The following is a 16627-nucleotide window of genomic DNA, read 5'->3' as shown; positions in this document are numbered from 1 at the left end:
GGCCCGGACGCACCGGCGCGCTACGGCACCGGAAGCCCTACGACGTGACCTGGCCCTTCTTGAGCTCCACCTTGCTGATCGCGGTCTGGCAGTCCTTGTTGCCCGACTCGCAGGACAGCTTGATCTCGTTGGCGCCCTCGTCCAGGTTGATGTACTGATAGGTCCTGGTCCAGCCGGCCAGCCAGTCGTTCTTCTTCGCCTTGGCGAAGTTCTCCATGTTCACCGACCGGTCGTCACCGTTGACGGTGAGGGTGAGTTCGGCGTCCTTGCCCGGCACGCTGTAGTCGATGAAGAGCGTGTACTCCCCCGCCGCGTCGACCTCGGGCTCCCAGGTCGCCGACGCGCCCTGGTTCTCCAGGCCGTGGACGTACGGGCCGTCGTCGGAGATGTTCGTGTCGCTCCCGACGACCGCGCCGCCGGCCAGCGCCAGCTTCGTCCCGTCCTCGGTGGGCAGGGCCGCCGGGTCCTTCTTCGGCTTGTCGTCGCCGTTCTTCGGCTCGTCGTCGCCCTTGCCGTCGGGGCTGGGGGCGACGGACTCGGAGTCCCCGCCGCTAACGTCGCCTTCCTCGCCGTCGCCGCTGAAGAGCACCGCGGCGACGATGGCGATCACGACCGTCGCGACCACGGCGACCGCGCCGAGCATCAGCCCGTTCCGCCCGCCGCCGCGCCCGCGGCGCGGGCCCTCGCCGGGGCCGCCGGGCGGGAAGGACGGGGGCTGCGGCGGGGGGCCGCCGTAGGTCTCGGGCGCCGCGTAGTGCGGGCTGGGGCTGGACTGCCCGTACGGATAGGCCTGCTGCGGCGGCACCTGCTGCGCGGCCTGCTGACCGCCGTACGTCCGCTCGCCGACGGCCCTGACCTGGGTGTACGACGTGCGCGGCACACCCGGGGCGGGGGCCGCGCCCTCGCCCGGGCCGGGAACCGGCGCGGCACCGCCCTCGGGGCGGTACAGGTGGGCGAAGGGGTCGTCGTCCTCGGGCGGCGTGCCCGCACCGTGGTTGCCGGCCGTCATCTCCCTCTCACTCCCTGGTGGGCGTTGCGTCCCGGCCGGTGAACCGCCGGCCAGGGGGCGAGCCTACCCCGTCCGGAGCAGTACCCGAGCGTTCCTTCTGCCGACTGTGGACGAAGCCACGACGGCCGCCTGTGGACAACCCGCGGCCGCGGGACGGCGGCGCCCCCGGCCCGTACCGGCGTCACTAGGCCCTGTCTGACAAATCCCGCCTGTGTCGCGACGCCTGGCACGCACGCTCGCTGCGTTGTCGGGCTCGACCGAATAGGCCCACTATGCGGTCGACCCTCCGCCTTGCGATCGCACGCACCAGACGCCGCGACACCCGCCCTGCGGGCGGACGGCGCCATTTGTCAGACAGAGCCTAGCCCGCCCTGCGGTGCGAGCGCCCCTGCGAGCGGGCCCGCTTCTCGCGGTACATGAGCTGGTCCGCCGAGCTGAGGATCTCCTCGGTCGACATCCCGCACATCGCCCAGCCCGTGCCGATGCTCGCGCCGACGCGCACCCCCCGGCCGTCGACCCTGATCGGCGGGATGATCGCGTTCCGCAGCCGCACCGCGAGGTCCTCGGCGCCGCCGGGAGTCAGGCCGTCGGCCAGCACCACGAACTCGTCGCCGCCGAGCCGCGCGACGGTGTCGCCGTCGCGGACCGCGTGGGTCAGCCGCTGCGCGACTGCGATGAGCACGGCGTCGCCGGTGTTGTGCCCGAAGCGGTCGTTGATGGACTTGAAGCCGTCGAGATCGCAGAAGAGCACCGCGAGCCCCTTGCCCGCCGACTCCCCGCCGCCGCCGTCGGGGACCATCGCGTGCACATGGTGCTCGTACGGGCCGGGGCCGGCCCAGTGCTGCTCCTCGGCGCCGTCCGTCCCGAAGCCGTGCCCGTTGCTGTCGACCTCGCCGGGGGCGGGCCCCGCGCCGACGATGGCGCGGCCGCGCGGCCCCGGCAGCCCGGCGGCGGAGTGGCTGACGGCGCCCGTGTACAGCTCCGGGGGCCGGTCGCAGAGCCGGGCGGTGAGGCGGGCGCGCAGCTCGGCGGCGTTGGGCAGGCCGGTGAGCGAGTCGTGGCTGGCGCGGTGCGCGAGCTGCGCCTCGTGGCGCTTGCGCTCCTCGATGTCCTCGACGTGGGTGAGGAGGTAGCGCGGCCCGTCGGCGGCGTCGGCGACCACCGAGTTGCGCAGGTTCACCCACACATAGGTGTTGTCGCGGCGGGCGAGGCGCAGCTCGGCCTTGCCGCCCTCGGCGAAGGTGCGCAGCAGGGTCCCGACGTCCTCGGGGTGGACGAGGTCGGAGAACGACAGCCGGCGCAGGCTGGAGGGCTGGCGGCCCAGGAGCCGGCACAGCGCGTCGTTCGTACGGATCAGCCGCCCGTGGTCGTCGCCGCCCATCTCGGCGACGGCCATGCCGCTGGGGGCGTACTCGAAGGCCTGGCGGAAGCTCTCCTCGCTGGCGCGCAGCGCCTGCTGCTCGCGCTCCAGGCGCACCAGCGCGCGCTGCATGTTGGCCCGCAGCCGGGCGTTGGTGATCGCTATGGCGGCCTGCGAGGCGTACATCTGCAGGGCCTCGCGCCCCCAGGGGGTCGGCACCCGGCCGTTGGCCGGCTTGTCGACGGACAGGACGCCGAGCAGCTCGCGGCCGGCGTCGTAGATCGGCGCGAAGAGCCGGTCGCCGGTGACCCAGTCACCGGGTGCGGAGGGCGGCGGGACGACCGGGTGCGTCTGCGGCACCTCGTCGTCGTCGAGCACCCAGCCCTCGCTGTGGGGTATGTACCGCAGCTCGCCCCACTCGACGCCCATGTGGAGCCGGCGCTCCCACGCCCCGCGCGGGCCGACCCGGCCCGCCATGATCGCCTCGGCGGTGGGATCGCCGCCGACGGCGGCGACGACGAGGTCGCCGTCGGGCCGTACGAGGTTCACCGCGGACACCTCGTACCCGAGGGCGACGAGTCCGTCCGCGACGCTCTGGAGTGTGTCGGCGAGGCTGCGCGTCTGGTTCAGGTCCGCGAGGACCTGGTGCAGCCGGCGCAGGCTCGCCAGCCTTACGTAAGGCTCTGCCTCCGTCTCCATACCTGCCCTCCCGTCTCGCCCCGACCTCGGCGGAAGACCCCCGCGTGGAATTTCACCAACGACACGGCCACTGAATCACAGGCAGCTCTACGGCGGGTACACAGGGTCAACATTGGATGCTCTCTGTGACTCAAGTCACAGGGTGGGGAGGTGTTAACCGGCGTGCTACCAGGAGGCGCGCGCCGCCCGGGGGGAGCTTCGCGCCGGGTGGGGCCGGTGATCTCCCCGTCGGCTCCCGCGCCTGGTGGGGCGGGCCGGGGACCTAGGACTTCGCTCCGTCCCGGGCCCGATGCCCGGGGGGTGCCCGCCCGGTTACGGTTCGAGGCGTGCTGCATGAGACGCGAACGGTGGACCATCCTGTCGGTGTGAGCGACGAGCAGTTCCGGGCGGCCATGAGCCGGCTGGCGGCGGGCGTGGTGCTGGTCACGGCGTACGACCCGGACCCCGGCCTGGACGGCGAGGACGTGGGCATGACGGCGACCGCGTTCCTGTCGGTGTCCCTGGACCCGCCGCTGGTCATGGTCAGCGTCCGCAACGGCTCCCGCATGGACGACCTGCTGACGGACCGCGAGGAGTGGGCGGCGTCGGTGCTCTCCGAGAGCCAGCGCCACATCGCCGGGCGGTTCGCGATGAAGGGGCGGATCAGCGACCGGCTGCTGTTCGACGACATCCCGTACACGCGCGGCGAGGTGACCGGCTGCGCGCTGGTGGGCGGAGCGCTGGCGACGGTGGAGTGCCGGACGGAGCAGCGGGTCGTGGCGGGGGACCACACGCTGGTGATCGGGCGGGTGCTGAGCGCGGCGCAGCCCAGCTCGGACGGGAACCCGCTCACGTACTTCCGGGGGCGGTACCGGACGCTGGGCTGAGGGTTCGCACCTTCGCGTCGGCAACAACCCCTGGCGGGCCACCGGCGGCAGGCCGCCGTCAGCGGCGGCGGGCCGGGCTTCCGGCGGTGGCGGCTACTGGCCCCAGCCGCGGCCCGTACGCCCGCGCTTGACGTCGGACCGCTGCTTCTTCTCCCGCAGCCGGCGCTCGTTCACACCCCGCGGGACCTTCCGCTTGCGCCGCGGCGCGGGCGGCGGCGCCGTGGCCTCCGCGAGCAGCGCGGCGAGCCGTACGGCAGCGGTCTCGCGGTTGCGCCACTGCGAACGGTGCTCGCTCGCCCGCACCACCACGTGCCCGTCGACGAGCCGGTCCGCGAGCCGCGCGAGGGCCCGCTCCTTCCACACCGGCGGCAGCGACTGCGTGCCCGCGAGGTCGAAGCGGACCTCGGCCTGGGTGTCGCTGGTGTTCACGTGCTGGCCGCCCGGCCCCGAGGAACGGGAGAAACGCCACAGCAGCTCGGCCTCCGGGAGGACGACCGAGCCGCGGATGCGGTAGGGACCGGACATGTCTCCCATGATCCCGCGTGGATGTTCGAGCTGTCACGTCGTTTGCGCCACCCGGAAGTAGCGCGGAAGCAGAGGGCGTACGGTGCGTGGAACCGGGTAGGGCACACCCGCGTTGTGGTCCGTAGACGAGGCTCCGGCACGTGGAGCCAGAACCAGGAGGGGACTCCCCATGCCCGTAAGCCTGTCCAAGGGCGGCAACGTATCGCTCACCAAGGAAGCCCCCGGGCTGACCGCCGTCACGGTCGGACTCGGCTGGGACGTCCGCACCACGACGGGGGTGGACTTCGACCTCGACGCGAGCGCCATCGCGGTGAACACCGAGGGCAGGGTCTTCTCCGACCAGCACTTCATCTTCTTCAACAACCGGCAGTCGCCGGACCAGACGATCGTGCACACCGGTGACAACGTCACCGGTGAGGGCGCGGGCGACGACGAGCAGATCAACGTCAACCTCGCCGGCCTGCCGGCCGACATCGACAAGATCGTCTTCCCGGTCTCGATCTACGACGCCGAGACCCGCAGCCAGAACTTCGGCCAGGTGCGCAACGCCTTCATCCGCGTCGTGAACCAGGCCGGCGGCACGGAGATCGCCCGCTACGACCTCACCGAGGACGCGGCGACGGAGACCGCGATGGTCTTCGGCGAGCTGTACCGCAACGGCGCGGAGTGGAAGTTCCGCGCGGTGGGCCAGGGCTACGCCTCGGGCCTGGCGGGCATCGCGCAGGACTTCGGCGTCAGCGTCTGACCCCGCGGGGGTCCACAGGACACCCCTCTACGCAAAGTGGCCCGCCGCGCGAAGGCACGGCGGGCCACAGTGGTCGCGAATCTGATCGCTCAGTAGGCAGACGATCTCACTCGAGCGGGTGTTCAGAGACGTTTCTGCAGGTCACTCCGCCGACTTGACCTCCACCCCCACCTGGGCCGCGAAGGCCGGGGCCAGGGTGAGGAGTTGGTCCGGGGTGATGACCGCGCCGGTGAGGCGGTCCGCGCCGCGTTCCAGGGTCAGGTCCCTCGCGCCGCGGAGGTCGACGTCCGTGAGGCGGGCGCCGGAGAGGTCCGCGCGGTGGATCGTGGCGCCCTCGAACGCCACCCGCTCCAGGCGGGCGTCGCCGAAGTCCGGGTCCACCAGGACGCAGTCCTCGAACACGACGTCCGTCAGCCGCGCCCCCCGCAGGTTCAGGAAGTCCGCCTTGCCGCCCCGCACCACCACCCGCTCCAGCGTCGCCCCGTGCAGCTGCACGCCGCCCAGCCGGGTGTCCGTCAGCTCCACGTCCCGCAGCGTCGCCCCCGCCAGGTCCGTGCCCGCGCCGCGCACCTCCTCCAGCACCGAGTCGATCAGCCGCGCGCCCGGCAGCCGTGCCGCGTCCAGCACGCAGCGGCGCAGCGCGCAGTCCATGAAGCGGGCGCCCGCACCGTCCGCCCCGGTCAGGTCGAGCCCGGCGAACTCCACCGAGTCGTAGTCCCCGTCGGGCTCCAGGTCCGCCGCCCCGTGCCGCTCCAGGGCCGCCGGGAGCCGCACCGCCGGCCGGCGCGGCACCTTGGTCGTCTTCCGCCTCGTCATGCGCCCCATCGTGACGTACAGCACTGACAGCGGCCCCGATGTCACGTTCCGGACCCTCGCCCACGTCTTGTGATCAGAACGGCAATATCGCAGGTGAGGAGCACCATCATGCGACGGATCTCCGTTGTCGGCGGCGGGCTGGCCGGGCTCACCGCCGCCATCACCGCCGCCGAGGCCGGCGCCCGGGTCACGCTGTACGAAGCGCACAACAGCCTCGGGGGGCGCGCCCGTACGGCCGACGCGCCGTACCGCACCAACGAGGGCCCGCACGCCCTCTACTACCGCGGCCCCCACTGGGCCTGGCTCAAGCAGCGCGACCTGCTCGGCCCGCTCGCTCCCATCCCGCCCATGGAGGGCTCCCGGTTCCGGTTCCGCCGCGACGGGCGGCTGCGGAAGGTGCCGCCGGCCGCGATGCTGCGCCTCGTACGCCGCCGCGAGGCGCCCGTGGACCGCGACTTCCACAGCTGGGCCGCGGAGATCGCCGGGGTGCCGTGGACCCCCCGGGCACCACGTGGCGCGACCGGCCCGGCGTGGACCGGGGCGACGGCGTGTACCTGGCGGGGGACCAGGTGGCGGCGCCGGGCGTGCTGAGCGAGGTGGCGTTCGCGAGTGCGATCGAGGCGGTGCGGCTCGCGCTGCCGGAGCGGCGGCTCGGGGCGGTGGCGTAGCGGCGGGGCGGCTCGGTGGCGTAGCGGCGGGGCGGCCTGCGGGTGCAGCCGTGCGGCTGCCGCTTGACCTGAACTTCTGTTCAAGTTGTCTGCTGGCCCCATGCACGCCATACGACTTCACGCATTCGGCCCCGCGGAGAACCTCCTCTACGAGAAGACCGACGACCCCGTGCCCGGCCCCGGCCAGGTCCGTATCGCCGTCGCCGCCGCCGGGGTGCACCTCCTCGACTCCTTCCTCCGCGAGGGCAGGAGCGGCGGCCCCATGCCGCCCGCGGAACTGCCCACGATCCCCGGCCGCGAGGTCGCCGGCACCGTCGAGTCCGTGGGCGAGGGCGTCGACGCGGACTGGCTGGGCCGGCGCGTCGTCGCCCACATCGGGCTCGTCCCGGGCGGCTACGCGGAGCTGACCGTCACCGAGGCCGAGCGGCTGCACGAGCTGCCCGACTCCCTCGACGCCGCGGAGGCCGTCGCGATGATCGGCACGGGGCGGACGACCATGGGCTACCTGCACTTCGCCGCGCTCACGCCGGACGACGTGGTGGTCGTCACGGCGGCGGCGGGCGGCATCGGGTCGCTGCTGGTCCAGTACGCCCGCAACCTCGGCGCCTACGTCGTCGGCCTGGCCGGCGGCCCGGAGAAGGCCGCGCGCGTACGGGACCTCGGTGCCGACACCGCCGAGGACTACACCGACCCCGCCTGGCCCGGCCGCGTACGCGCCGCGCTCGGCGACCGCCGGGCCACGGTGCTCCTCGACACCGTCGGCGGGGACGCCGCCCGCACGGCGGCCGACCTCCTCGCACGCGGCGGGCGGCACCTGGTGGTGGGCTGGTCGTCGGGGGCGCCGCTGGAGTTCACGAAGGCGGAACTCGCGGAGCGCGGCATCACGTCGGTCAACGTCCTCGGCCCCGACTGGCTGAGCCGCATCGGCGGCGAGAACCCCCTGCGGCGGATGGAGGAGGCGGCGCTGACGGAGGCGGCGTCGGGCCGCTGGAAGCCGCTGGTGCAGCGCTACCCGCTGGCGCGGGCGGCGGAGGCGCACCGGGCGCTGGAGACGCGGGGGACGGTCGGGAAGGTCGTACTGGAGCCGTAGCGGGTTCGCCGGGAGGGCACCGGACGGGTCGTCGTACGAGCCGTCGGGGACGGGCGGTCGGGGACGGGTGGGCGGTCGGGGCGGGTCGTCGGAGGCTTCCGTACGGGCCCTCGGTGCGAGTCGCCGCGCCGCCGGAGGGCCGCGAACGCAGCGGTCCGCGGGCCACCCGCCCGCGGACCGTTCGCCTCCTCACCCCCCGTCCGTGCCCCGCGCCCGCACCGCCGCGGCCGCCGCCGTGAGCGGGAACGCCGCGACCACCGCCAGCGCCACCGAAAGGCTCTCCGCGTCCGCCAGCGCCCCCGCCGCGGCCGAACCCGCGCCGCCGCCCACGAAGAACGCCAGGTTCAGCAGCGACAGCGCACCCCCGCGCCGCTCCGGCGCCAGGTGCGCGGACAGCAGCCCCGTCAGCACCACCTGCGTCACCGCGAACGCCGCCAGTGCCGCCGACGTACCCACCACCAGCACCGCGGGCTCCCCGGTCAGCGCCGCCGCCCCCAGCAGCACCGCCGCGACCGCCCCCACCACCGCGGGCAGCCGCGCGCCGCGCGGCCCCAGCCGGCTCGCCGCCCGCGACAGCGCCGCGCCGGCCACCGCGCCGGGCAGCAGCCAGCCGCCGACGGCGAAGACGCTCCAGCCGTGGTCCCGAACGAGCAACTGCGGCACCGCGTACATCGCGCCGAACAGCCCCGCGTACACCCCCGCGCCCGTCGCCGCGGCCCGCCGGAACAGCGGGTCGCGCACGAGGTCGTACGGCACGAAGCCGGCGGGCCGCCGCACGGTGCGGACCGCGCAGCCCGTACCCGCGACGAGCAGCACCCCCGCGGTGGCGGCGGCCGCGGCGGGCGGCAGGTCGAGCGTCGTGGCCTGGATGAGGATGAGCAGCCCGGCGGCGGTGAGGGTGAGGAGCGCGGCGCCGGGCAGGTCGGGCGCCCGGCCCGAGCCGCCGCGCGGGGGTGCGAGGCGCAGGCAGAACGGGAGGGCGAGGAGGGAGAGCGCGGGCAGTACGAGAGTGGGCCGCCAGCCGGCCCACTCCGTGACCACGCCGCCGGCGAGCGTCGCGGCGGCCGAGCAGACGGCCATCACGGCACCGAAGACGGCGAGCACCTGCGCGCGCCGCTCGGCCGCGGTGGCGGCGGTGAGCGCCAGCGCGCCGGACGTCATCGCGCCGGACCCGGCGGCGAGCACGAACCGCCCGGCGACCAGCACTTCGAGGGAGGGCGCGAGCAGGCACACGACGGCGCCGACGGCGAGCACCGCGGCACCGGCGGCCAGGATGCGCCGGACGCCGAGGGAGTCGGCGAGCCGCCCGGCGAGTGCGGTGCCGACGCCGAGGGCGAGGGCGTGGGCGGTGAGCACCCAGGTGGCGGCGGTCGGCGAGGCGTCGAGCCCGCGCGCCACGTCGGGCAGCGCGACGCCGGCGGCGGTCACGCCGAAGACGGCGGGCCCGAAGAGCGCCCCGAGCCGCATCCCGACGGACCGCGCCGCGGGCACGGTGGCGGCGGACGCCGCGGGGGCGCTCACGAGACCCTCCGGTGGGGGCGAGCGGTGGCGCTTGCCGGGGCGGTCCGCTGCGCCCCGGTTGCCGCCGGAGGCAACGCGTGGCCGTGGCGGAAGACGTTCTCCGGGTCGTACTTCCGCTTCACCGCCCGCAGGCGCGCGTACGTCTCCGCGTCGTACGCCTCCGCCGTCAGCCGCTCCGTTCCCGGGCCCGCGAGGAAGTTGACGTACCGGCCGCCCGTCGACCAAGGGGCCAGTGCCGTCCGCACCCCGCTGTCCGCGTCCGGTGGCGTCAGCGTCGTCAGGGTGAACGCCGCCGCCCGGCTGCCCACCGCGCTCGGTACCGCAGGGGCCCGGCCCGCCGCCCCGCCGAGGTGGCGCAGTTCCACCGCCCAGTCGGCGCACTCCGCCCCCGGGCCCGCGGACGCCAGCAGCGCGGCTTCCGCGGCGGCGTCGAACTCCCGCAGCAGGATGCCGCGTTCGTGGTACGGCATCGGCTCCACCGGGTCCTCGTGGATCTCCGCGACCGTGCGGTACGGGCGTATCCGTACCGTGTCCGCGAACGCCGGCGCCGCCTCCCGCAGGGGACGTACCAACTCCTCCCCCAGCGACTCCAGCCCCTGCTCCGGCTCCCGCCCCTGCTCCGCCGCCACCGCCACCCGCACGTGCACCGCGAGCCCCCCGTCCCGCGGTACCCGCAGCAGCGCCAGCGACGTCGTCAGCGCCTCCGGCGCCGCCCGCGTCACCCGCCGCCACGCGCCCAGCACCGCCGCCGCGTCCGCGCCCGCGAACCGCAGCCCGCCCCCGTACAGCCGCGCCACCGGCGGCAGCCGGAACGTCAGCGCCGTCACCACCCCGAACCCGCTCTTCCCGCCCCCGCGCAGCGCCCAGAACAGCTCCGGCTCCCGCTCCGCGGTGACCTCCCGCAGCCGCCCGTCCGCGGTCACCAGCGACACCGCCGTGACCTGGTCCGCCGCGTAGCCGCAGGTGCGGGCGAGCGGGCCGAGGCCGCCGCCCAGCGTGTAGCCGACGACGCCGACCAGCGGCGACGAGCCGCACAGCGGGGCGAGGCCGTGCGGGGCCGCGGCGTCGACGACCTCCTGCCAGCGGGTGCCGGCGGCGATCCGCGCGGTACGGGCCGCGGGGTCGACGTGCACGCCCCGCAGCCGCCGCACCGACAGCAGCAGGGAATCCCCGCCCACCGCCGCCGCGGGACCGTGGCCGGTCGACTGCACGGCCACCGGCATCCCGCGCTGCACGGCGTACCGCACGGCGGCACGCACCTCCGCCACCGACCGCACGGCGGCGACCGCCGCGGGCCGGTGGGACACGATCCGGTCGAACCCGGCCAACTCCGTCTCGTAGCCGGACTCACCCGGCCTGAACTGCATGAACTCCATGTCCGCGACCCTCCGCCCGCCGCCCGTGCCAACCCATCCCCCGATTGAGGGGAATCCGCGGGACGCCCCCGGCCGTTGTCCGTGGCGGAGGTGGCCGACCGTGCCGACACCCGCTGTCCTGACCCCGGCCGCGCGCGGCGCGGTGCGCGGCGAGCTGCTCGCGCGCGCCGACCGCGCGCCCGACGCGCTCGCGCTCTTCGCCGACGTGTCGGCGCAGCTGCGCCGGCTGCTGCCGTACGACGCCGCCGTCTGGCGTGCCACCGACCCGGCGACAGGGCTGATGACCGCGCCCGTACGCACCGAGAACACCGACAAGCGCGGCTGCTGGGACTACTGGGAGTGCGAGCTGTTCGACGAGCGCGTCAACCGCTTCGCGGAGCTGGCGCTGGCCCGGGTGCCGGTCGCGGCGCTGAGCGCGTCGACGGGCGGGGAGCCGGAACGGGCGGCGATATACCGCCAGTTCCTCCGGCCGCGGGGGCTCGACGACGAGCTGCGGGCGGTGCTGCGGGTGGGCGGCCGGCCGCAGGGGCACCTGAGCCTGTTCCGGGCGCGCGGGCGGGCGCCGTTCAGCGCGGCGGAGGAGCGGGTGGTCGCGGGGCTGACGACGCCGCTGGCCCGGCGGCTGCGCTCGTACGCGGAGCCGGTGGCCGCGCGTACGGACCGGGCGGAGACGGCGGACACGGGCACCGCCGGCCCGGCGGGCGGCGCGCAGGCCGTACGGAACGGGGAGTTCCGTGGGGGCGGCGAGCCCGGGCTCCTGCTCTTCGACGCCGATGCCCGCCTCGTCTCCGCCAACGCCGCCGCCCGCCACCACCTCGCCGGGCTCCCGCCCGGGCCCGCGCGGGCGTCGGCGCTGGGCCTCGCGGTGCCGGCGTGGCTGCACGGGGTCGTGCTCCAGGCCCGCGCCGCGACGGCCCGCGCCGCCACGGCCGGTGCGGACCCGGCCGCCGCCGCGCCCCGCATCCGCCTCCGTACCGCCGCCGGACGGTGGCTCACCTGCCACGCCTCCTGCCTCCACGGCGCCGACGGCTCCCCCCAGTCCACCGCCGTCGTCATCGAGCCCGCGGCCGCCGCCGAGATCGCCCCGCTCCTCGCCGACGCGTACGAACTGACCGCCCGCGAGCTGGAGATCACCCGCCTCCTCGCCCGCGGCCTGGCCACCGAGGGCATCGCCGCCGAGCTGTTCCTCTCCCCGCACACCGTGCGCGACCACATCAAGGCCGTCTTCGACAAGACCGGCGTCTCCACCCGCGGCGCGCTCGTCGGCAAGCTCTTCCTGGAGCAGTACGAGCCCGCCGCCGCGGCCGGAACGGTGCGTACCCAGCGGTGACGTCCCGGCGGCAGGACGTACGGTGCAGATCGTGGGCGTAGATCGAGAGGACCGGGTCCCGGACCCGGCGGGGCCGCGGCTGCGGCCGCCGCACCACCGGGTGGACCGCCGGGCCGTCGCCTGGTGGCGTACGCGGCTGCTGCTGGCGGCGGCCGTGCCGGTCGCGGTGCTCGGGGTGCTGGGCGCGCTGGTCGGGCCGGCCAGGGCCTGGCTGCTGGTGGCCGCCGCGGGGGTGGCGGCGGCGGGGCTGGTCGCGGGGTTCGGGCTGCCGGCGTGGTACTACCGCGTGCACCGGTGGGAGGTCACGGACGACGCGGTGTACGTGCGTACCGGCTTCTTCTGGGTCGACTCGCGGATCGCGCCGATGTCGCGCATCCAGACGGTGGACACCGAACGAGGGCCGCTGCAGCGGGCGTTCGGTCTTGCGGCGGTGACGGTGACGACGGCGTCGGCGAAGGGCGCGCTGCGGATCGAGGCGCTGGACCACGAGGAGGCGGCTGAGCTGGCGGAGCAGTTGGCGCTGGCGACGCAGAAGACCCCGGGGGACGCGACGTGACGGACGCGGGTACGGCCGCCGCGGGCGGGCCCGCGGAGCGGACCGCGACGCCCGCCGCGGTCCCGCCGGGTCCGCGTACCCCGGCCGACACCGCCCCCGCCGACCCGGCCCCCGGCCCCGGCGCTCCCGACGACCCGTCCCCCCGCTGGCGGCGGCTCGACCGCCGGTCCCTCCTCGTCACCGCCCAGCTCCTCCTCGGCGCCGCCTTCGGCGCCGGCGTCCCCGTCGGCGCCGGGCTCGCCGCGCACCTCGACTTCCGCGCCGCCGTGGCCTGGGTGCTGGCCGGGTCCGCGCTGCTCCTCGGCGGCGGGCTCGCCGTGGATGCGCTGCGGCTGCGCCACACCCGCTACCGCGTCGGCGCCGAGCGCGTCGAGCTGCGTACCGGCGTGCTGTTCACCAACCGGCGCTCCCTCCCCCGCGACCGGATCCGCACCGTCGACCTCACCGCACACCCCCTGCTCCGGCTCCTCGGGCTGGTCAAGGTCCGCATCGGCACCGGCGACCAGGCCGCCGCCGGCGAGTCCGCGCTGCAACTGGCCCCGGTGCGGCGCGCGGAGGGCGAGTCGCTGCGCCGCGAACTCCTCCGCCGGGCCACGGCGGCCGCACCCGCCGACGACGACCCGCGGCTCGCCGCCCTCTCCCCCGGCTGGATCCGCTACGCGCCCCTCTCCTTCCTCACCCCGCTCCTCGCGCTCACCGGCTGGGGCGCGGTGATGCAGGTGAGCCAGTGGTTCGGGGCGGAGGAGACGGTCGTCGACTGGGTCCGGGACACCTTCAGCCCGCTGCCGGCGCTGTGGACGGTGCTGGCCCTGGGGGCGATCGCACTGGTGACGGGGTTCGCGGGTTCGCTCGGGCTGTGGACCGAGATGTGGTGGAGCCACCGGCTGGAGCGCGAGCCGGACGGCACTCTGCGCGTCCGCCGCGGGCTGCTGACGACCCGGTCGATATCGCTGGAGGAGGCGCGGCTGCGCGGCGTCGCCGTCGTCGAGCCGCTGGGCGTGCGGCTGTCGGGCGCGGCCCGGGTGGAGGCGGTGGCGACCGGCCTGTCCCGCAAGGACAGTGAGGACGACGACCTCAACGCCCTGCTGCCCGCCGCCCCGCGCGCCGTCGCCGACGAGGTGGCGGCCCGGGTGCTCCGCACGCCCGTCGCGCTGACCCGGCCGGAGCTGGCCGCGCACCCGCGGGCCGCGCTGGCGCGGCGGCTGCGCTGGTCGCTGGGCGCGGCGCTGGTGCCGGTGGCGGTGCTGGTGGCGCTGGGGGCGGCGCTGTCGGTACGGGGTCTGGTGTACGCGGGGGCGGTGACGGCCGCGGTGCTGCTGCCGGCGGCGGCGCTGCTGGCGCGGGACGCGTACCGCAGCCTGGGGCACGGGCTCGCGGGCCCGTATCTGGTCGTGCGCAGCGGCACCCTGCGGCGGGCCACGGTGGCGCTGCGCCGGGACGGGGTGGTCGGCTGGACGGTGCGGCAGTCGCCGTTCCAGCGGCGGGCGGGGCTGGTGACGCTGCGGGCGACGACGGCGGCGGGGGCGCAGGCGTACGCGGCGTACGACGTGGGAGAGGCGCAGGGGCTGCGGTTCGCGGCGGAGGCGGTGCCCGAGCTGCTGACGCCGTTCCTGGCCGGGGGCGGTGCCGCGGCCGAGCGGGGCCCGGCTCGGGGCCCGACTCCCGTACGGGACGGGGGAGATGAGCGGTGAGCGGTCTTGTCCAGACCAGTGGAGTCGCGTGCGGACTTGGTGGGCCATGCCCCCTTGACCGCGACCCGACAGCCGCTAAGGTCTAGACCAACACAGGTCGCCGACCCGCAGTCGACGGCGCGCGAACGCGGCGCGCGCGACGGCGACCCGCTGGACCAACCGTGGCCACATGCGCGTCCCCCCATGTCACGCGAGCCCAGGAGTTGACATGCACACGAAACGAAGACTGGCGGCAGCGGTCGGCGCGGCAGTCGCCCCCGTCCTGGCCCTGAGCCTCCCCGCCCCCTCCGCCAACGCCCACGGCTGGGTCACGTCCCCGTCGAGCCGGCAGGACCAGTGCGCGGCGGGCGTCGTGAACTGCGGGCAGATCAAGTACGAGCCGCAGAGCGTCGAAGGGCCGAAGGGCCTGACGAGCTGTAGCGGCGGCAACGGCCAGTTCGCCGAGCTGAACGACGACAGCAAGGGCTGGCGCGTCAACCCGGTCGCCGGCTCGACCACGTTCAGCTGGCACATCACCGCCCGCCACCGCACCAGCACCTGGCAGTACTTCATCGGCGGCACGAAGATCGCCGAGTTCAACGACGGGGGTGCCCAGCCTCCCGCCGACGTGTACCACAACGTGAACTTCGGCAACTTCAGCGGCAAGCAGAAGGTCCTGGCCGTGTGGAACGTCTACGACACGGGCAACGCCTTCTACTCCTGCATCGACGTCAACATCGGCGGCGGCGGTGGCGACCCGGGCCCCGGCGACCCCGACCAGTGCACCGCGGCGCCCTGGAGCGCGGGTTCCGTGTACAACGGCGGCAACCAGGTCACCCACAACGGCCACACCTGGCGCGCCAAGTGGTGGACCCAGGGCGAGACGCCCGGCGCCGGCAGCGGCGTGTGGGAGGACCTCGGCCCCTGCGCGTAAGCGCCCCACGCACGGGTACGGACCGCGCCCCGCCACCGCGAACGGCCCCCCGGTGGCGGGGCGCACCACCGCACCGGCCTCGCCGGCCCGGCGGTCAGGCCGGGGGCGGGGCGTCCACGGCGTAGACCGTCACCCTGTTGCCCATGAACGTCTCCTCCCGCCGCGGCGCGAACCCCAGGCGCTCCGCCACCCGGGCCGACGCCGTGTTCGCCGGGCGGATCAGCGCGATGAAGTACTCCTCGGCCAGCGTCGCGAACCCCCACTCCAGGCACGCGCGGGCCGCCTCGGTCGCGTAGCCGCGGCCCCAGGACTCCGCCGCCAGGGTCCAGCCGAGTTCGACCTCGTCCAGCTCCGCCCAGTAGTTCAGCCCCACCCGGCCGATGAACCCGCCGCCGTCCTTCAGCTCGACGGCGCACAGCCCGTGGCCGCGTTCCGCCCACTGCCGCTCGACCGCGGCCAGCCGCTCGCGCGCCTGCTCGCGCGAGTACGCGCCCACGAACCTGTTCACCCGCTCGTCGGCGTGCAGCGCCACGAAGGCGTCGACATCGTCCATCGTCAGCGGTCGCAGCAGGAGCCGTTCGGTTTCGATCACCCCGCCAGGCTAACTCCGCCCCGGCGGCACCACCGCGGTCACCGCCAGGGCCGTGTACCCCATCGGAAACCGCCCGCCGAGGCCGTCGACCGCCGCCGCCGTGGCGTCGAGCAGGGCGGTCCGCTGGGCCGGGGTCAGGAGGGCCATTCCGCCGCCCGTGGGGAGTTGGTCCAGCCACTCGTCGCGGGTGTACGTGCATTCCCACCCGTGCCGCCACTCCTCCGGTTCGCCGAAGGCGCCCGCCGCCCGGATGCCGTCCGCCGTCCTGTCGACGATCGCCGAGTAGCCGTCGAGGGCCGTGCGGCTCCAGGGGTTGAGGGGCGCGCCCGGCAGGGCGTCGCGGAAGGCGGCGCCGAGGGCCTCGGCCACGTCGGGGGCGGGCCGGGAGACGTTCCAGAACGCGGCGAACCTGCCCCCGGGGCGCAGCACCCCGGCGGCCTTGGCGGCGCCCGCGACCGGGTCGATCCAGTGCCAGGTCTGGCCCGCGACGACGGTGTCGAAGCGGCGGCCCGCGGGGTCCCACTCCTCGAACGGGGCGACCTCGACGTCCAGTCCGCCCTCCCGCGCGTACGCGGCCATGCGGGCGTCGACGTCGAGGCCGAGCACCCGGCAGCCGCCCGCGACGAGTTGGCGGGCGACGATGCCGGTGCCCGTGCCGACGTCGAGGACGGCGCCGCCGCCGTCTCCGGCGATACGGGCGAGGAACCGGGCCGGGTAGCGGGGGCGCGTGCGGTCGTAGCGGGCGGGGTCCGCGCCGAACGACTCCGCCATGGCGCGGGCCCGGTGCGGCTCGGGCGCGCCGCGGTCCTCGCCGTCCGAGGCTAGAGTGGGCATCCGCCCACCATAGTGGGCATCCGCCCACTCTGGCCA

Annotated in this window: 15 protein-coding genes and 1 pseudogene; 8 read left to right on the top strand and 8 right to left on the bottom strand. The window is 75.6% G+C overall.

Annotated features, from left to right (window positions below; translation table 11 throughout):
* Positions 1–37 precede the first annotated feature (37 nt).
* Positions 38–1009, bottom strand: coding sequence for a CBM35 domain-containing protein (locus LG396_RS22090; protein WP_225796088.1), 972 nt, complete (start codon positions 1007–1009; stop codon positions 38–40).
* Between the two features lie 361 nt (positions 1010–1370).
* The gene (gene cdgB / locus LG396_RS22085) at positions 1371–3068 is read right to left on the bottom strand and encodes a diguanylate cyclase CdgB (RefSeq protein WP_225796087.1); all 1698 of its coding nucleotides are present in this window, start codon (positions 3066–3068) and stop codon (positions 1371–1373) included.
* 392 nt (positions 3069–3460) lie between these two features.
* Between cdgB and LG396_RS22080 the strand changes: the two genes are divergently transcribed.
* Positions 3461–3934: a flavin reductase family protein gene (locus LG396_RS22080; RefSeq protein WP_018840283.1), complete on the top strand. Its 474-nt coding sequence runs from the start codon at positions 3461–3463 to the stop codon at positions 3932–3934.
* A 93-nt stretch (positions 3935–4027) separates the two neighbouring features.
* On the opposite strand, the gene arfB is transcribed toward LG396_RS22080, so the two are convergent.
* Positions 4028–4459: an alternative ribosome rescue aminoacyl-tRNA hydrolase ArfB gene (gene arfB, locus LG396_RS22075; protein WP_018840284.1), complete on the bottom strand. Its 432-nt coding sequence runs from the start codon at positions 4457–4459 to the stop codon at positions 4028–4030.
* 169 nt (positions 4460–4628) lie between these two features.
* Here arfB and LG396_RS22070 point away from each other — a divergent pair, with 169 nt between their 5' ends.
* Entirely contained in the window at positions 4629–5204 is a 576-nt protein-coding gene (locus tag LG396_RS22070) for a TerD family protein (protein WP_018840285.1), read from the top strand.
* Positions 5205–5345: 141 nt separating this feature from the next.
* On the opposite strand, the gene LG396_RS22065 is transcribed toward LG396_RS22070, so the two are convergent.
* The gene (locus LG396_RS22065; RefSeq protein WP_372483549.1) at positions 5346–6029 is read right to left on the bottom strand and encodes a pentapeptide repeat-containing protein; all 684 of its coding nucleotides are present in this window, start codon (positions 6027–6029) and stop codon (positions 5346–5348) included.
* Positions 6030–6128: 99 nt separating this feature from the next.
* On the opposite strand from LG396_RS22065, the pseudogene LG396_RS22060 reads away from it, so the two are divergent.
* Together LG396_RS22060 and LG396_RS22055 are read left to right on the top strand one after the other, a co-directional pair.
* Positions 6129–6506 (top strand): annotated as a pseudogene (locus LG396_RS22060) (NAD(P)-binding protein); the annotation flags it as partial.
* Between the two features lie 282 nt (positions 6507–6788).
* Positions 6789–7778: a zinc-binding dehydrogenase gene (locus LG396_RS22055; RefSeq protein ID WP_225796084.1), complete on the top strand. Its 990-nt coding sequence runs from the start codon at positions 6789–6791 to the stop codon at positions 7776–7778.
* A 189-nt stretch (positions 7779–7967) separates the two neighbouring features.
* Here the strand turns inward: LG396_RS22055 and LG396_RS22050 are convergent, their stop codons facing one another.
* Positions 7968–9299 carry an MFS transporter gene (locus LG396_RS22050; RefSeq protein ID WP_225796083.1) on the bottom strand — a complete coding sequence of 444 codons (1332 nt, stop codon included), beginning with the start codon at positions 9297–9299 and terminating at the stop codon, positions 7968–7970.
* On the bottom strand, positions 9296–10675 hold the full coding sequence (locus LG396_RS39355) for an FAD-binding oxidoreductase (RefSeq protein WP_263979441.1): 1380 nt from the start codon (positions 10673–10675) through the stop codon (positions 9296–9298). Before LG396_RS39355 ends, LG396_RS22050 begins: the two co-directional genes overlap by 4 nt.
* 100 nt (positions 10676–10775) lie before the next feature.
* Between LG396_RS39355 and LG396_RS22035 the strand changes: the two genes are divergently transcribed.
* From LG396_RS22035 to LG396_RS22020, 4 genes are all read left to right on the top strand, one after another.
* Complete coding sequence (locus LG396_RS22035; protein ID WP_225796082.1) at positions 10776–12005, top strand: helix-turn-helix domain-containing protein; 1230 nt, start codon at positions 10776–10778, stop codon at positions 12003–12005.
* 22 nt (positions 12006–12027) lie between these two features.
* A complete protein-coding gene (locus tag LG396_RS22030; protein ID WP_037738730.1) occupies positions 12028–12561 on the top strand; it encodes a PH domain-containing protein in 534 nt (177 codons plus the stop codon).
* Positions 12558–14252: a PH domain-containing protein gene (locus LG396_RS22025; RefSeq protein WP_225796081.1), complete on the top strand. Its 1695-nt coding sequence runs from the start codon at positions 12558–12560 to the stop codon at positions 14250–14252. Before LG396_RS22030 ends, LG396_RS22025 begins: the two co-directional genes overlap by 4 nt.
* A 208-nt stretch (positions 14253–14460) precedes the next feature.
* Positions 14461–15165 (top strand): lytic polysaccharide monooxygenase, encoded by a 705-nt coding sequence (locus LG396_RS22020; protein WP_100300644.1) that lies wholly within the window; start codon positions 14461–14463, stop codon positions 15163–15165.
* A 94-nt stretch (positions 15166–15259) separates the two neighbouring features.
* Here LG396_RS22020 and LG396_RS22015 read toward each other — a convergent pair whose 3' ends face one another.
* Entirely contained in the window at positions 15260–15757 is a 498-nt protein-coding gene (locus LG396_RS22015; RefSeq protein ID WP_037743940.1) for a GNAT family N-acetyltransferase, read from the bottom strand.
* Between the two features lie 9 nt (positions 15758–15766).
* Positions 15767–16528, bottom strand: a complete 762-nt coding sequence (locus LG396_RS22010; protein WP_225796118.1) for a class I SAM-dependent methyltransferase — start codon at positions 16526–16528, stop codon at positions 15767–15769.
* Between the last annotated feature and the right edge of the window lie 99 nt (positions 16529–16627).

The organism is Streptomyces aculeolatus (assembly GCF_020400605.1).
GTDB classification, from domain to species: Bacteria; Actinomycetota; Actinomycetes; order Streptomycetales; family Streptomycetaceae; genus Streptomyces; species Streptomyces aculeolatus.
The sequence above is the reverse complement of the archived record's forward strand: the minus strand, read 5'-3'. Positions and strand labels throughout refer to the sequence as shown.

Bases quoted from the DNA above. Each gene is read 5' to 3' on its own strand.
- LG396_RS22090 (WP_225796088.1), bottom strand. From the start codon at position 1,009: ATGACGGCCGGCAACCACGGTGCGGGCACGCCGCCCGAGGACGACGAC.
- cdgB (WP_225796087.1), bottom strand. From the start codon at position 3,068: ATGGAGACGGAGGCAGAGCCTTACGTAAGGCTGGCGAGCCTGCGCCGG.
- LG396_RS22080 (WP_018840283.1), top strand. From the start codon at position 3,461: ATGAGCCGGCTGGCGGCGGGCGTGGTGCTGGTCACGGCGTACGACCCG.
- arfB (WP_018840284.1), bottom strand. From the start codon at position 4,459: ATGTCCGGTCCCTACCGCATCCGCGGCTCGGTCGTCCTCCCGGAGGCC.
- LG396_RS22070 (WP_018840285.1), top strand. From the start codon at position 4,629: ATGCCCGTAAGCCTGTCCAAGGGCGGCAACGTATCGCTCACCAAGGAA.
- LG396_RS22065 (WP_372483549.1), bottom strand. From the start codon at position 6,029: ATGGGGCGCATGACGAGGCGGAAGACGACCAAGGTGCCGCGCCGGCCG.
- LG396_RS22055 (WP_225796084.1), top strand. From the start codon at position 6,789: ATGCACGCCATACGACTTCACGCATTCGGCCCCGCGGAGAACCTCCTC.
- LG396_RS39355 (WP_263979441.1), bottom strand. From the start codon at position 10,675: ATGGAGTTCATGCAGTTCAGGCCGGGTGAGTCCGGCTACGAGACGGAG.
- LG396_RS22020 (WP_100300644.1), top strand. From the start codon at position 14,461: ATGCACACGAAACGAAGACTGGCGGCAGCGGTCGGCGCGGCAGTCGCC.
- LG396_RS22010 (WP_225796118.1), bottom strand. From the start codon at position 16,528: ATGGCGGAGTCGTTCGGCGCGGACCCCGCCCGCTACGACCGCACGCGC.